This window comes from Ruegeria sp. CG1 (assembly GCF_056537265.1).
Map to the genome: position 1 here is coordinate 208,582 of NZ_JBQFRF010000004.1, position 15,512 is coordinate 224,093.

The 15,512-nt window shown below is 57.9% G+C and carries 15 protein-coding genes; 9 read left to right on the forward strand and 6 right to left on the reverse strand.

Translation table 11 applies throughout. From position 1 onward, the window contains the following. Window positions 1-201 precede the first annotated feature (201 nt). Complete coding sequence (locus ACR0AU_RS13365) at window positions 202-867, forward strand: SDR family NAD(P)-dependent oxidoreductase (protein ID WP_170566546.1); 666 nt, start codon at window positions 202-204, stop codon at window positions 865-867. Window positions 868-874: 7 nt separating this feature from the next. On the opposite strand, the gene ACR0AU_RS13370 is transcribed toward ACR0AU_RS13365, so the two are convergent. Further along, complete coding sequence (locus ACR0AU_RS13370; RefSeq protein ID WP_170514006.1) at window positions 875-2,380, reverse strand: 2-isopropylmalate synthase; 1,506 nt, start codon at window positions 2,378-2,380, stop codon at window positions 875-877. 141 nt (window positions 2,381-2,521) lie between these two features. Here ACR0AU_RS13370 and ACR0AU_RS13375 point away from each other — a divergent pair, with 141 nt between their 5' ends. The 3 genes from ACR0AU_RS13375 to ACR0AU_RS13385 all read left to right on the forward strand — a co-directional run bounded on the left by ACR0AU_RS13375 (window position 2,522) and on the right by ACR0AU_RS13385 (window position 6,221). Next, the gene (locus tag ACR0AU_RS13375; protein ID WP_170733608.1) at window positions 2,522-4,180 is read left to right on the forward strand and encodes an NAD+ synthase; all 1,659 of its coding nucleotides are present in this window, start codon (window positions 2,522-2,524) and stop codon (window positions 4,178-4,180) included. A gap of 218 nt (window positions 4,181-4,398) precedes the next feature. Beyond that, a complete protein-coding gene (locus tag ACR0AU_RS13380; protein ID WP_170395910.1) occupies window positions 4,399-4,740 on the forward strand; it encodes a hypothetical protein in 342 nt (113 codons plus the stop codon). A 149-nt stretch (window positions 4,741-4,889) separates the two neighbouring features. Next, the gene (locus ACR0AU_RS13385; protein WP_480795793.1) at window positions 4,890-6,221 is read left to right on the forward strand and encodes an NAD(P)/FAD-dependent oxidoreductase; all 1,332 of its coding nucleotides are present in this window, start codon (window positions 4,890-4,892) and stop codon (window positions 6,219-6,221) included. Between the two features lie 3 nt (window positions 6,222-6,224). Here the strand turns inward: ACR0AU_RS13385 and ACR0AU_RS13390 are convergent, their stop codons facing one another. Continuing rightward, window positions 6,225-7,157, reverse strand: a complete 933-nt coding sequence (locus tag ACR0AU_RS13390; protein WP_170733610.1) for an MBL fold metallo-hydrolase — start codon at window positions 7,155-7,157, stop codon at window positions 6,225-6,227. Between the two features lie 212 nt (window positions 7,158-7,369). Here ACR0AU_RS13390 and ACR0AU_RS13395 point away from each other — a divergent pair, with 212 nt between their 5' ends. Next, the gene (locus ACR0AU_RS13395) at window positions 7,370-7,708 is read left to right on the forward strand and encodes a DUF1801 domain-containing protein (protein ID WP_480795794.1); all 339 of its coding nucleotides are present in this window, start codon (window positions 7,370-7,372) and stop codon (window positions 7,706-7,708) included. A gap of 60 nt (window positions 7,709-7,768) precedes the next feature. Continuing rightward, a complete protein-coding gene (gene gltX, locus ACR0AU_RS13400; RefSeq protein ID WP_170733612.1) occupies window positions 7,769-9,094 on the forward strand; it encodes a glutamate--tRNA ligase in 1,326 nt (441 codons plus the stop codon). A gap of 15 nt (window positions 9,095-9,109) precedes the next feature. Here the strand turns inward: gltX and ACR0AU_RS13405 are convergent, their stop codons facing one another. Continuing rightward, a complete protein-coding gene (locus ACR0AU_RS13405; RefSeq protein ID WP_170514025.1) occupies window positions 9,110-9,721 on the reverse strand; it encodes a gamma-glutamylcyclotransferase family protein in 612 nt (203 codons plus the stop codon). Window positions 9,722-9,815: 94 nt separating this feature from the next. Between ACR0AU_RS13405 and ACR0AU_RS13410 the strand changes: the two genes are divergently transcribed. Then, window positions 9,816-10,268 (forward strand): RrF2 family transcriptional regulator, encoded by a 453-nt coding sequence (locus ACR0AU_RS13410; protein WP_480795795.1) that lies wholly within the window; start codon window positions 9,816-9,818, stop codon window positions 10,266-10,268. Here ACR0AU_RS13410 and ACR0AU_RS13415 read toward each other — a convergent pair. Beyond that, window positions 10,265-12,793 (reverse strand): ABC transporter permease, encoded by a 2,529-nt coding sequence (locus ACR0AU_RS13415; protein ID WP_480795796.1) that lies wholly within the window; start codon window positions 12,791-12,793, stop codon window positions 10,265-10,267. The two genes, ACR0AU_RS13410 and ACR0AU_RS13415, sit on opposite strands and share 4 nt — an antisense overlap. After that, window positions 12,790-13,485, reverse strand: a complete 696-nt coding sequence (locus ACR0AU_RS13420; RefSeq protein WP_170395925.1) for an ATP-binding cassette domain-containing protein — start codon at window positions 13,483-13,485, stop codon at window positions 12,790-12,792. The genes ACR0AU_RS13415 and ACR0AU_RS13420 overlap by 4 nt, the downstream gene beginning before the upstream one ends. Before the next feature lie 69 nt (window positions 13,486-13,554). On the opposite strand from ACR0AU_RS13420, the gene ACR0AU_RS13425 reads away from it, so the two are divergent. Together ACR0AU_RS13425 and ACR0AU_RS13430 are read left to right on the forward strand one after the other, a co-directional pair. Further along, window positions 13,555-14,175, forward strand: coding sequence for an arylesterase (locus tag ACR0AU_RS13425; protein WP_170733641.1), 621 nt, complete (start codon window positions 13,555-13,557; stop codon window positions 14,173-14,175). A 10-nt stretch (window positions 14,176-14,185) separates the two neighbouring features. Further along, entirely contained in the window at window positions 14,186-14,800 is a 615-nt protein-coding gene (locus ACR0AU_RS13430) for an SOS response-associated peptidase (RefSeq protein WP_170733614.1), read from the forward strand. Here ACR0AU_RS13430 and ACR0AU_RS13435 read toward each other — a convergent pair. Beyond that, window positions 14,797-15,351, reverse strand: a complete 555-nt coding sequence (locus ACR0AU_RS13435; protein WP_170733615.1) for a L,D-transpeptidase — start codon at window positions 15,349-15,351, stop codon at window positions 14,797-14,799. The two genes, ACR0AU_RS13430 and ACR0AU_RS13435, sit on opposite strands and share 4 nt — an antisense overlap. Between the last annotated feature and the right edge of the window lie 161 nt (window positions 15,352-15,512).

Here is a 15,512-nt window from a genome sequence, read left to right on the forward strand (position 1 = left end):
CACGCTCAGAGGCGGATTAGGATCAGTAGACCACGCAGCAACGCGCCGCTGAGTGCGGCGTTTGCGAAAGCGATATCTGCGCGGTTGATCATGGGGATCAGCTTATACAGGGCGCGCGGCGAATGAAAAGCGGGAAATTTACGGGGGAACAAAATTGACGGTGGAGTTGAAGCGATGAAGCTTTCGGCTAACTTCTTGTGCATGAAAACTGCATTAATCATCGGAGCTTCTGGCGGTATCGGGCGCGCTTTGAATGACCACCTGACAACGGATGGTGTCAAAGTCACCCGACTGGCCAGATCAACGGATGGGTTTGACCTGACCGACCCGGATGGCGCAGAGCGTATGCTGGCGTCCCTTTCTGATCCGTTTGATCTGATCATGGTGACCTCAGGGGCGCTTGAGATTAACGGTATGGGTCCGGAAAAATCTATGCGCACCTTGTCCGCGCAGGCGATGATGGACCAGTTCGCACTGAACGCAGTTGGCCCGGCCTTGGTGTTGAAGCACGTGCACCGCCTGCTGCCACGCGACCGCAGATCGGTGATCGCCGTGCTGTCGGCCCGGGTTGGTTCAATCGGGGACAACCGGCTGGGTGGGTGGGTCAGTTACCGTGCGGCCAAGGCGGCTGTGAACCAGATTGTACATACGGCTGCCATCGAATTGGCACGCACGCACAAACAGGCCATATGTGTCGCTTTGCACCCCGGAACAGTCAAAACGGCCTTTACTGAAAAGTACCTTGCCCGCCATCCGGCTGTTGAACCCAATGAGGCCGCAGCCAATCTGCTGTCCGTTGTCAATGGGCTTACCCCTGCCGACACGGGTAGCTTTTTTGATTGGGCTGGTAAGCGCGTGCCTTGGTAGGGCTGATTTAGCCGTCGTTTGTATCCGGGTCCGTCGCGTCAGGGGCGGGCGCGTCGGGGGTAGAGTCGGGCTCAGGGGTTTCGGCGCTCGAAGCGGGTGTTTCGGGCGCAATCTCTGTCTCGGTCGCCAGCGTGTCATTTTCCCAAACGCCGGTCTCAACCTCGCCGCCTGCGAAACGCATCGTGCCGTCACCATGGCGTTTGTTTTCCAGGAAATTGCCCTCATAGACATCCCCGGTCTCATAGGTGGCGGTTCCAAAGCCAGTGATCTTGCCGTCGGCCCAGTCGCCTGTGTAGCTGTATCCGCCCGGTCGGGTCAGTGTTCCCTTGCCGTGACGCTTGCCATTCAGAAAATCGCCTTCGTAAATGATCCCGTCCGGAAACGTAGCCTTGCCCTTGCCCTGTCGGACACCGTCTACCCAATCGCCATCATAGCGATAGCCATTTGCAAAGGTCAGAATACCTTTGCCGTCGAAGCGGGCGTTTTTGAACTGGCCCGTATAAGCCGTTCCGTTGGGATAGGTTGCCGTGCCGGTGCCCTCAAAAATCCCGGCGATCCAGTTGCCGTCGTAAACTGATCCGTCGGGGTATGTCGTTTGCCCCTTGCCATGAGGCAGGTCATCTAGAAAGTCGCCGATATAAACCGAACCATCGGGATAGAGCATCTCACCCAGGCCCTCAATCTGGCCCTTTTGCCAGGCGCCTGTGTACGCAAACCCGTCGCTACCACTATAGGTGCCCTGACCATGGCGCTGGTCATCAGCATAGTCGCCTTCATAGGTCGCACCGTTGGCATAGATGGATTTGCCTTTGCCCTGTCGGCGATTTTCGACCATTTCGCCTTCGTAGACATCTCCGTTTGGTTGAACCAAACGGCCTGTTCCGGCCATCTGGTCGTTGGCCCAGGACCCAGCATAAGTCATGCCGTCGACCCAGACCTGACTACCCTGACCATGCCGTTGCCCGCCATTCAAGTCGCCCTCATAGGTACTTCCATCGGCGTAGGTGATCTTGGCGCTGCCGGTTTTCTGGCCGTTTACCCAGTCGCCCTCATAAACCGAGCCATCCGGGCCGGTCAGCACGCCGTGACCGTGATATCTGGCGTCCTTGAAGCCGCCCTCGTATCGCGAGCCGTTGGAATATGTCGCGATACCGGTACCGTTTATCGTGCCGTTGGCCCACTCGCCCTCATAGGACTGGCCATCAGAATAGACGATTTTGCCGCGCCCTTCTGGTTGGCCCTTGGTGAATGTCCCTTCATAGACAGAGCCATTGGCGTAGCGCGCGGTGCCTTGTCCTTGAATCTCGCCCTCGACCCATTGACCGGAATATTCAAAACCGTTCGGCAGGCGGTAAGTGCCGGTGCCATGGCGCAGCCCGTTTTCGAACGTGCCCTCGTAGACACCTCCGACATCATCATCAGCGATGACAATCTGACCGTCCTGTTGGGCGATAGCAAAAGACGCCAGCATTGTAAGCGTTGCAGCGGTAAGGGATGTGCGGATCGCTTTCATTTTTGTACCTGCCTGCGGTGTTTGTGTTGGCGCAAAACTAAGATACCGCCGAGGGCAGAGCAACGGCTTTTGGCGCATTTGCCTTTCACTCGCGGTGTGATCTGCTAAATCCCTGAAAGACATGAGGGCAAGAGGGCAAAAATGGCCGATCGTTTCCGCATCACTCTGGCGCAATTGAACCCAACGGTTGGGGATATCGACGCTAATGCCGCCAAGGCTGCTGCAGCCTGGCAGCAAGGGCGCGCGGCGCAGGCTGATCTTGTGGCGCTGCCCGAGATGTTCATAACCGGCTACAATACCCAGGATCTGGTGATGAAGCCCGCGTTTCATCGGGCCGCGATGAATGCGGTGCAGGCGTTGGCTGAAGACTGTGCCGACGGCCCGGCGTTGGCCATCGGCGGTCCTTGGGTTGAAGATGGGAAGCTTTATAACGCCTACCTGATCCTTAACGGTGGGCGGATTGTCAGCAAAGTTCTTAAACATCATTTGCCCAATGAAACCGTCTTTGATGAAGTACGCCTTTATGATGCGGGTCCTATGGGCGGCCCTTATGCCGTTGGAAATGTCCGTATCGGTAGCCCGATTTGCGAGGATGGCTGGCACGAGGATGTCGCCGAGACACTGGAAGAAACCGGGGCCGAGTTTCTGCTGATCCCCAACGGCTCGCCCTATTTTCGAAACAAATACGATATCCGGTTGAACCACATGGTGGCTCGCACGGTCGAAACGGGTCTGCCGGTAATCTACCTGAACATGGTCGGCGGGCAGGATGATCAGGTTTTCGACGGTGCTACGTTTGGATTGAACCCGGGTGGAGAGCTTGCGTTCCGCATGCCCGTCTTCGATGAGGCCGTCAGTCATATCGATCTGTCGCGCCAAGATGACGGATGGCGTATTGTGGCTGGTGAAGTCGTGCCGCAACCCGACGAATGGGAGCAGGACTATCGCGCGATGGTGCAATCTCTGCGCGATTACATGGGCAAGACGGGGTTTGGCAAAGCTGTGCTGGGGTTGTCGGGCGGCGTCGACTCGGCGCTGGTGGCCGCAATAGCCGTGGATGCGATCGGTGCGGAAAATGTACGCTGCGTAATGCTGCCTTCGGAATATACAAGCCAAAGTTCTTTGGATGATGCCGAAGCCGTCGCCAAGGCGCTGGGCGTGCATTACGACTTTGTGCCGATCTCTGAGGGACGCGCCGCAGTAACCAACACTCTGGCTCCGCTGTTTGCGGGTCGAAATGAGGACCTGACCGAGGAAAATGTTCAGTCCCGCCTGCGCGGTCTGCTGTTGATGGCGATTTCGAACAAGTTTGGCGAGATGCTGCTGACCACCGGCAACAAGTCCGAGGTCGCAGTGGGATATGCCACCATTTATGGAGACATGAACGGCGGCTATAACCCGATCAAGGATCTGTACAAAACTCGCGTGTTCGAGACCTGCCGCTGGCGCAACGCCAATCATCGCGACTGGATGATGGGTCCCGAGGGTGAGGTGATACGCCCTTCGGTGATCGACAAGCCGCCAAGTGCTGAATTGCGTGAAGATCAGAAAGATAGCGACAGCCTGCCGGACTACCCCGTTCTCGATGCGATTCTTGATATCTTGGTAGATCAGGATGGCTCAATCGCCGACTGCGTTGCAGCCGGATTTGACAAGGCCGAGGCCCGGCGGGTCGAACACCTAATTTACATTAGTGAATACAAGCGCTTCCAGTCCGCGCCTGGCACACGGTTGACACCGCGGGCCTTCTGGCTGGATCGTCGCTATCCGATTGTAAATCGCTGGCGGGATAGAACGTAAGCACCGCTCTGGTTGAAGAATTTACCATTGTTTCGAAAGTGAATGGTAATGCGGATTTCTGCGGCAGTTTGTTTATCAATTTCAGCCAGTTGTGCGGTTAAAAGACTATGTTTCGCTTGTACGCGCGTCCTTTTTTTGCCACATTTACGACAGGGGTTCGCCTCATATGGGGCGGATGTGACGCAATCCGGTAGGTTGGCCTGCCATTTTCAGAGCCGATGACCGGGATTGTGGAACTGGGAAAAGGCATCCGTGTTTGGGATGTCAGTAAAGGTATTGGTGGTCAAATGACGAATGGATACGATAAGCCGCTTCATTCTCCGTTGCAGTTGAAGCCTATGGAATCAGCGCCGCGCAAGTTGGATGAACAGGCGCTGGATGCTGCGATTGCAGACATTATGAGCCAGGAAGAGCCGACGCCCGGCGCGGTGGCAGGCCCGGTTCCGTTGCGATCGGAATTTCCGGTGTTGCAGCCACAGGAATCGCTTGCATCAAAGTCCGATCCCAAGCTCAGCACGGTACTGCGCCAGAAATGGGCGCAACTTTCCGGGGCGGCGTAATCTGAACGCATCTGCGCGGCGTAATTCGCCACGCATTGGCCAATTGGCCACAGGTTCCGGCAATTGCTCGGGACCAACCGTTTTCTACATTGCCAGTGAAATCGCCTTCAGGCTGGATGTCGCTCCGATGAACGAGCACCGAGCGGTTAATGCCAGGCCCCACACCGACACCCGTCGAATCTGATCTCACACTTCCCAAACACGTAGATGTTGTCGTCATAGGTGGTGGAATCATCGGGGCTTCGGCAGCCTTCGAGCTTGCTGAGCGAGGTGTTTCCGTTCTGTTGTGCGAGAAGGGCCGGATTGCGGGCGAGCAAAGCTCGCGCAATTGGGGCTGGGTGCGCCTTGGGACACGTGATCCGCGCGAGATCCCCCTGATGCAAGAGGCACTTAGAATCTGGCAAGGGCTGGATGCGCGATTGGGACGCGCCACAGGCTATGTTCAATCAGGAATCGTGTTTGGCGCATCTGGCGCACGAGACGATGAAAACCTGACGCGATGGCTGGACCATGTTGAAGGGCTGCAAACAGGTGCTCGCATGGTATCCGGCCCTGAACTGGACGGGTTGCTGTCGGATAACAGTATGAAACTGCGCTCAGCGCTTTACATGCCGCAGGACGGGCGGGCCGAGCCGCAATGGGCGGCCCCCGCAATCGCCGAGGCGGCGCGCGACCGTGGGGCCGCGATCATGACGCAATGCGCGGTGCGAAGTGTCGATGTTGCTGCGGGCCGGATCGCAGGTGTTTTCACCGAACGCGGCCGCGTAAGGTGTAGTCAAGTTGTACTTGCAGGCGGAGCCTGGTCTCGGCTGTTTGCGGGGAACGCTGGAATCGCTCTGCCACAGCTCAAAGTGCTCAATACGGTAATGCGGACCTCTCCGGTTGCAGCAGGGCCAGAAGTGTCGCTTTGGAGAGATGATTTTGCCATTCGAAAGCGCTCGGACGGGGGATACACCATAGCTTCGGGTCACGAGAATACAGTGGATATCGTTCCTGACAGTTTCCGACTCGGGTTGCAGTTTCTGCCCGCATTCCGGCAAGAGTGGCGGTCCTTAAGGTTTCGCCTTTCGAGACGCTGGATGGTCGAGGCGAATGAGGATCGAAGCTGGCTGCCGACCGATGTGACACCGTTTGAACATTGCCGAGTACTCGACCCGGAACCTTCCCAGAAAGTGTTGCGAAGGGCGTGGGCCAACGCCCGCAAGGCGTTGCCTGCGCTTGATAGTGCGGAGATCGTGCAAAGCTGGGCCGGCCTGATCGATGTGACCCCGGATGCGATCCCGGTCATCTCGAAAGTGGACGCGGTGCAGGGCCTGCATATTGCGACCGGTTTCTCCGGCCACGGTTTTGGCATCGGTCCTGCCGCAGGTCGATTAGTGGCGGACCTTGTTACGGAAAGCACGCCTTGCGTTGATCCGACCGCCTTTCGCCTGTCCCGTTTCACGGATGAGTCAAAAGTGCGGCCGGATGCTGGTTTTTAGCCTCTAACCCATCATTTGATAGCTGACCGGCACGAACCGGAACCCGTCGCCACGGGATTCGACATACCCAGCGGCCGGGAAAGGCATGTGATAGCCGATCATAGGCACTTTGTCCGCAGCCAGCATGCCCAGCACATTCCTGCGCGATTCCGTTGCAGCGGCTTTGTCCATGTCGAATCGCACTTCCCATTCAGGATGTGCAAATGACCAGACATAGTGATTTGCAAGATCCGCCGTCAGGACCAGACGCTGACCGTTACTTTCTAGGTGATAGACCATATGGCCCGGAGTATGACCAAACGCTGCCATACCGGTGACGCCGGATGCGACTTCACCACCATCCCCGATAAAGGTCATCTTCTCTGCCATCGGGGTGACTTTGGCTGCAACCAAATCACCCACTCGGTTGCCCGCGTCTTGCGCTGACCAAAAGTCGTATTCGGGTGCTGCTGTTACATAACGCGCATTGGCAAAAGTCGCGGCATCATTGGTTGTCATACCACCGATATGATCGGGATGCATGTGGGTAATGACCACCACATCGATCTGATCAGGCGTTACGCCGGCGTCGGCCAACGCGGCCTGAATTCCACCTTGGCCAAGCCCAGTATCAAACAGGATCATCTCGGACCCCGTATTAACCAGCGTTGGTGTGAAGAAGAACTGTGCAACATCTGGCGAGATGAAGTTGTCAGCCGATACACGGGCGAAATCTTCATCCGAGGCGCCGCCGCCGAAAATGTCTTGCGCACCATCACGAGGCAGGCTGCCATCCAACAAGGTGGTGACGGTGAAATCGCCCAGTTGAAACGATTTTGCTATTGTAGAGTTGGCTTTGGTCTCGGTACCCGCGGCCAGAACAGGCGAAGTAGCTGCCGCAAGCGGCAGAGCCGCAACCGTTCCAAGCGCCGCCCGGCGAGTCAATCTGATGGTCATGGTCGTTCTCCCTGTCAGAGCATGTTTGACTGAATTAGGTCAGTCTGGGCCTGTGGCCATACTATGGCACTGTTATATGGGCTGCGTGGTTGAACATTACGTGTTAATTTTTGTTCATGCCGCGATCTGCGAATAAAACCGTACCCACCGAGCAAAACGTTGCTGATTTTCTGGCGAGTATTCAGCCGACCCGCAAGGCGGAGGAGGCGCACGTGCTGGACAGGCTGTTTCGTGAAACCACAGGTTATGCGCCAGTAATGTGGGGGCCGTCGATCATTGGCTATGGTCGATATCACTATCGCTATGCGTCAGGGCGCGAGGGCGACTTTCTCGCAACTGGGTTCTCTCCGCGCAAGGCGGCGCATTCCATCTATATCAGGCCCGGGTATGCTGACTTCGGAGATGTCTTATCAAGACTGGGCAAGCACAAGCTGGGTAAATCCTGCCTCTATATGAATAAGCTACCGGATATCGATCTCGACGTGCTTCGTGAACTCATCAAAGCCGGGCTCGAACGCTTAGATGGCATTTGGCCGGTTGAACCAACCTGAAAGCCTCTTCTGGACAAAAACGCGCCCATGTGAGATGAGCCGCGCCAACAGGAGACTTCCATGACCACGACCCGTTTTGCCCCGTCGCCCACCGGTTACATCCATGTGGGCAACCTGCGCACCGCCCTGATGAACTATTTGATCGCCCGCAAAGCCGGCGGTACGTTCATCTTGCGTATCGATGACACCGATCCTGAGCGGTCGAAGGAAGAATATGTCGACGCGATCAAGCAGGATCTGGAGTGGTTGGGCCTGCATTGGGACCGGGTTGAGCGACAGTCGGAGCGTCTGGACCGCTACGCCGAGGCCGCCGACAAGCTGCGCGAGATGGGCCGGTTCTATGAGGCGTTCGAGACGCCCACCGAGCTCGACCTCAAGCGCAAGAAGCAACTGAACATGGGCAAGCCGCCGGTCTATGACCGTGCAGCGCTGAACCTCAGCGGCGCCGAGAAAGAAGCCCTGCGCGCTGAGCGTGGCAATGGCGTCTGGCGGTTCAAACTGAACCACGAGCGTATCGAATGGAACGATGGCATTTTGGGCGACATCTCGATCGATGCAGCTTCAGTATCCGACCCGGTGCTGATCCGGGGCGATGGTCAGGTTCTCTATACGATTGCCTCTGTGGTCGATGACACCGAGATGGGCGTAACCGATGTCGTGCGCGGCTCGGACCATGTCACCAACACCGCAACGCAGATTCAGATCATCGAGGCGTTGGGCGGCACCTGTCCGCGTTTTGCGCACCACTCGTTGCTGACTGGCCCGCAGGGAGAGGCGTTGTCGAAACGCTTGGGCACTCTGGCCTTGCGCGATCTGCGAGAGCAGGGCGTGCAGCCAATGGCCTTACTGAGCCTGATGGCGCGTCTGGGGTCGTCAGATCCGGTTGAGTTGCGCTCGGATATGTCAGAGTTGATCGACGGCTTTGATGTTACACGCTTCGGTGCGGCCCCAACCAAGTTCGACGTGCAGGACCTGTTCCCGCTGACCGCGAAGCACCTGCAATCGCTACCGCTGGCCGATGTGGCCGATGCCGTTGCTAAAGCAGGTGTACCTGCTGAACTGGCCGAGCCTTTCTGGACCATGGCGCGCGAAAACATCACGACGCTAAGCGATCTCGAGGGATGGTGGGAATTGTGTCGTGATGGGGCCGAACCCCTGATCGCTGACGAGGACCGTGAGTTCATCGCTCAGGCTGTCTCATTGCTGCCCGAAGGCCCATTCGATGGGGAAACTTGGGGCACATGGACCAAGGCCGTGAAAGAGGCCACAGGCCGCAAGGGCAAAGGCCTGTTCATGCCGCTGCGCAAAGCGCTAACGGGGATGGAGCGCGGGCCCGAAATGGCGACCTTGCTGCCGCTGTTGCAGGTGATCCGCGCTCGCGGCTGACTTCAGGGTCAGTGCTTAGAATACGAAGGAGGCAGGTAAATCACCTGCCTTTCTTTGTTCTCCGGGTCGCAAAACTTGCGCCGAAACGCGTTGCAGGCGGTCATCCACGAATTCGGTCTCGGCCTGCTTCAATTGTTGGTGACGGGGATAACGGGGCTCGGCGCGGTCGTTCAAAATCGGAGCATCCCAACCATCGGTTGTTGCAAAGAAGCGATCGGCGCCCTCTGGTCCAAAAGCCCGCAGATACCCTTGCACGACAACATCAATATAGCTGAGCAATAGGGGATGGTGATTGCTGGGCGCGGTGTGTCGATCATGCGGGACTGCGTAGACAGCGATTTCCACCTCTTGCGTCAGAGTGTGCGTGACCGACCGTGTGGCTGGAACGCGGTCATAAGCCCATTCTCTTTCATCCAACGCGGCCCAGTCGTTTTTAGGAACATGGGCGATCATACCATCGATCTCGGAATCAGCATCCGGCACAGCGGTCAAAAACGCCACCGGGCGCAGATCCGTGTGCCGCCATGCGCGTCGCCAACCTTTCAGTCGCGCTGGGCGCGGGTCGGGGAAATCATGCGTCGATAGGTTCACGAGGCTGCCATAGCCGAAGAAATAAGGGTCTGCCATGCGGGTCGCGTCCTTCTTTGACGATTGATGTATGTCAAACAGTCTTTTTACGAGACATGCAATAAAGCTTCACCTTGAGATTCGGGAGGCCCTAATGCGGATTACCAAACGGACGAATATCGCGGTGCGTGTTTTGATGTATTGCGCCGCACATCAGGAACGGCTGGTCACGAAGGCCGAGATCGCCGATGTCTGTAATATTTCAGAAAACCATCTGGCACAGGTGATCAACCAACTGAGCCAGCTAGACTATCTCAGCACACAACGCGGCCGCAATGGCGGCATGACGCTCGCGCGCCCGGCGGATCAGATCCGGGTCGGGTCCGTGTTTCGCCATGTCGAAGGCGGATTGCCGATTGCCGAGTGTTTTGCGGATGCCGACAACACCTGCCCACTGACCGATGCGTGCCGTCTGCGATTGGCGCTGCAGGACGCGGCTGAGGTGTTCTATGCCTCGCTTGATGAAATCACGCTCGATGCGTTGGTGTGCGACAACGATCAGTTGTTGAAGATATTGCAGCCGGTCGCTTGTATGCGCTCAGCTTAGTCGCTGGCGCGTAGGATACGCGCCGGACGTACTGACAGCGGGCGCAGGGCAAAAACCATGCCCGCGCCTAATGTGACGCCAACACCGGCGATGACGATCCCAAGCGCGGATCGCCAGATGACCGCGAACTCTGTGTCGAAGATATATGTGGCCACGGCCCAACCGCCCAGAATTCCGGTCAGCAAAGCAACGCAACCCGCGGCCGCCCCCAACAGGATCGCGCGCAGGGCAAAGCTGCGCAGAATGCGCCCCCGGTTTGCACCCAGAGTTTTGAGGATCGCAGCCTCATACCTGCGCGCCGGTTCGCCTGCGGCAGCGGCGCCGATCAGCACCAGAAACCCGGTCAAAAGGGACACGCCCGCCCCGTATGAGGTGGCAGCCGCGAGCCCTGCCAGCAGTCCAGATACCCGGTCGATGGCATCTCGGACCCGAACAGCGGTGATGTTTGGGAATTGTCCGGCCAGATCCCGCAGGATGGCGGCCTCGGCCTGTTCTTCTGCATAAACGGTCGCGATAAAGCTGTGCGGAGCACCTGCCAACGCAGAGGGGTTCATCGACATGACAAATCCCATTCCAGCGGTGGAGAAATCAACCTCGCGCAGAGATGTCAATTCAGCGGTGATATCGCGGCCCAGGATGTTAACGGTCAGTTCATCACCCAGTTTCAGCCCCATCTCGGCGGCCTCTTCGGCGGCAAAGCTGACCTGCGGCGGGCCGCTGTAATCCTCGGGCCACCACTCTCCGTCGGTCACGCGGGCATTCTGTGGCGGTTGGGCGGAATAGGTCACGCCCCGGTCGCCGTCCAGAACCCAGTGATCGCCTGCAATCTCGCGCGCGGGTTGCCCATTGATTTTGGTAATGATCCCACGCAGCATCGGAGCGCTTTCTACCCGACTGACGGCAGGGTCAGTGTCGAGACGTTCGCTGAACCCGGGCATCTGATCCTTCTGGATATCGACGAAGAAATATGAGGGTGCCACTTCTGGCAGGTTCCCCGAGATCGCATTGCGCAGGGTGCCGTCGATTTGTCCCACCGCTGCAAGGACCGACAGGCCGAGCCCAAGGGACAGAACCACCGACGCTGCCCCTTCGCGTGGGTCAGAGATGGCGGACAACGCCCACCGCAGGGCTGGACGCCCTCTGGCCCAAGGAGCGCCCGCGCGGGCCAATTTGCGAATGGCAAAGGCAGAAAGGGTCAGCAAAGTGAGCGCCCCCGCCAGACCTGCGCTTGTCCAGAGAGTCAACCGGGTTGAACCGCTGAACCAAGCGGCGGCTCCGATCAGTACGGCCAGGCCAATTGTAGTCGCAATTACATAAATCAAGCGCGGGAAGCTGCTTGCCGAAGTCAGCGCATCCCGGAACAATGTTGCCGCACGCACCTCCTCGGTTCTGGCCAGAGGCCAAAGCGTAAACAGGAACGCGGTTAGCACACCATAAAGTGCGGCCTCGAACAGGGGCTGCGGATATAGCGAGAATACAGCAGGGATCGGCAGTTGGGTTTCGATAACCGGTGCCAGCAGCATTGGAAGCGCCGCGCCCAGGGTCAAACCCATGACGATACCAACGCCTGAAAGAACGGCGATCTGGATCATGTATGTCTGAAAGATTGTGGCCCGATCAGCGCCCAAAGTCCGCAATGTCGCAATGGTTTCCGTTTTCTGGGACAGATAGGCGCGCACGGCAGCCGATACGCCGATCCCCCCAACCGCCAATCCGGATAGACCAACCAGCACCAGAAACGCGCTGAGGCGCCCTACAAACTCGGATATCCCCGGCGCACCATTGCGGGCATCAGTCCAGCGCATGCCGGTTCCCTCGAAGGCCTGCCTGGCCTGCTGCGACAGCGCCTCCAACTCGGCGGTTTGCGGCAAGTTCATCCTGTATTTGGTGGAAAACAAAGTACCCGGAGCCAGCAGGCCCGATGATTGCAAATCCTCGGTTCGAACCAACGTGCGCGGTCCCAGCGAGAACCCATCTGCCGCACCATCCGGTTCGTGTTCCAGCGAGGCCATCAAAACGAACCTCTGCGTGCCGAGATCAAATTGGTCCCCAATCGCAAGGTTCAGGCGGTCAATCAGGGACGGAGCCATCACGGCGCCGGGCAGCCCATCGGCGCCCGCCAAGGCCTCGGGCAAAGAAACTGCGGGTTCCAGAGCCACCGATCCCAACAGCGGATAGGCCCCGTCCACGGCCTTCACCTGAGTTAACGCCCGTTGCGCGCCTGCGCCATCACCCGTGACGGCCATGGACCTGAAATCGACGACCTCCGACACTGCTTGCGCGGTGTCCGCCATCCAGTCACGTTCCTCATCATTTGCAAAGCGATAGGTGAACTCCAGCTGGGCATCGCCGCCTAAGAGCGACGCGCCCTCTTGTTGCAATCCGGTCTGAATGGCTTGGCGCACCATGCCAACCGCAGCAATTGCTGCAACACCCAAAGCCAGGCAGGCCAGAAACACCCGAAACCCGCGCAACCCACCGCGCAGTTCGCGCCGGGCCAGGCGACCGGCCAGACGCAGGCTCATTCGGCGGCCTCACGCTGGGATTCCTCGGCGATACGCCCATCGCGCAAGCGCACAACGCGGTCGCATTTCTGAGCCAGCGTATGGCTGTGCGTGACCAGAACCAGAGTTGCCCCGTGACGGTCCCGCAGTCCGAATAACAGATCAATGATTGCTGAACCGTTGGTTTCATCCAGATTTCCCGTTGGTTCATCTGCCAGTAATATATGCGGGCGCGGGGCCGAAGCGCGGGCCAGCGCCACACGCTGTTGCTCGCCGCCTGACAACTGCGCCGGGTAGTGATCGATACGATGTGAAAGGCCCACGGCCTCCAACTCGGCCGCGGCGCGCTGGAAAGCATCTTTGTGTCCCGCGAGTTCTAACGGGGTCGCCACGTTCTCAAGCGCGGTCATCGTCGGGATCAAGTGGAAATTCTGAAACACTACGCCCATGGCATCTCTTCTGAACCGTGCCAGCGCATCTTCGCTCATTTTCGTTAGATCTTGACCCAATGCGGTAACACGTCCGCCGGTTGCCTGTTCTAAGCCGCCCATCAGCATCAGTAGCGAAGACTTTCCGGAACCAGAGGGACCGATCAGCCCCAGAGTTTCACCCTTGCTCACAGTCAAAGTGATGTCGTGCAGGATATCCACTCTTCCGGCATTGCCATCCAGCGATAATGCGGCATCTTGGAGGGTGAGAACGGGTGTCGTCATCGATCAGGCCATCAAGAGGGGTACAGTCCATTGGGATATGGCGCGATACAGAAGCTGCGCAAGGGTTTGATGTCAGGCGTGTTCATCTGTTGCGGATTTGCCGCGACGGCTGAGCCGGTGGTGATTGCGGCGCTCGGAGATTCCCTGACACAAGGATATGGACTTCCGCAACAAGACGGGTTTGTGCCCCAACTGCAACGCTGGTTGCAGGAGGAAGGGGCGGATATTCAGCTTATCAACGCCGGTGTTTCCGGGGATACGACCGCAGGAGGAGCCTCCCGCGTTGATTGGACTCTGACGCCAGAGGTCGATGGCATGATTGTAGCCCTCGGCGGCAATGATCTGTTACGCGGTATCGATCCGGATGTGTCGCGCGCCAATCTTGAGGCAATCCTGAACACCGCTGAAGCTGCGAATGTCGAAGTTCTGCTGATCGGCATGCAAGCCCCCGGGAACTATGGGTCGGATTACAAGCAAAGTTTCGATGCCATGTATCCGGAACTGGCGCAGCAGTATGGCGCGATCTATGCGGAAAGCTTCTTTGACGGGCTCACGACCGAGGGCGATCCTGCAGTCGCGCGCCAGTTCATGCAATCTGATGGCATCCATCCAAATGCCCAAGGCGTTGCGCTGATCGTTGACGCACTAGGACCTTTTGTACTGGCTTTAGCGGAGCGCGCTACTGATTAGGAGGGGTCCTATGCCAGGCCGGTTTTTTCTCACACGACCAATTGGCGAGATAGTTAAGTTCCTGAATGTGAAAGATAACGTAGGGCCTCAGCCCCCGCGCAGAAATATTCAACCGGGTCAGGAGGTGACGGTATTGACCGGTGAAGGCTTGAAGATGATGCGATGGGGGATGATCCCGGTCGGCAGGGTCAATGCGCGCGGACGTCCGGTGATGGAGACCATTATCAACGCTCGCTCTGAAACGGTTTTTGACAAAAGCGCATTCGAAGGTGTTGGGCGCGCAGTTATACCAGTTGATGGCTGGTACGAGTGGACCGGAGAGAAACGGCGCAAAACTGCATGGCGTATCGCAGCGAAGGATGGCATACCGCTGTTATTTGCTGCAATTACGGATAGTTGGGAGGCCCCTGGTGGGCAGCGTGTGGATCAGGTCGCCGCAGTCACCTGCGAGCCAAATGCCGATGTAAAGCCGATCCACCACCGTATGGGTGTGTTGCTGGGGTCGCAGGATGTGGATTGCTGGTTACATGGATCCGAAGAAGAGGCACAGAAGCTGATGCGCCCATGGCCAAAAGGTCGCCTGAGGATTGAACAAGCCGACGATGTGGATTGGTCGGCGGCTTAGACCACGGTCACCACGGTTCCAATCGGCACCCGGTTGTACAGATCGATTACATGCTCATTCAGCATCCGTATGCAGCCGTTCGAGGCCGCGCGACCGATGGTTTGCGGTTGTGTGGTGCCATGGATGCGGAAATAGGTGTCGACTCCGTTTTGGAACAGATACAAAGCGCGCGCGCCCAGTGGATTATCGCTCCCTCCGGGTTGGACATAGTCGTTGTCCTTGAACCGACCATAGGCCACCGGGTCGCGTTCGATCATCTCATCGGTCGGTCGCCAGGTGGGCCATTCCTTCTTTACGTCGATAGTTGCGGTTCCTGTAAACTCCAGTCCGGCTTTGCCGACGCCGCAGCCATAGCGGATCGCTTTGCGGGGTTCGGTTATGTAATAAAGGTAGAAGGAACGGGGAACGACCAGCAGCTGACCGGGTAGGAATTGCTTTTTGACCCGCACGAATTGTGGCGTGGGATCATACTCGAGCGCTTTCTTGGCGCTGACAACGCCCGGAAGCAGGCTGACGGCAGTACCGGCCAGAAATACGCGGCGTGTGAACATGGCGACATCCCTCAAATGACCAAAGAAATCATAACGCTAGTTTTGAAATGATAGCGGATTTGGTCAATCACCGGGGAGGAATAACCCGATTGTGATGTATTCCCTATGCCACACACGGGGCGCGGGCATAGCGGAGAGGGCGGGAAAAATCCCGCCCTTTG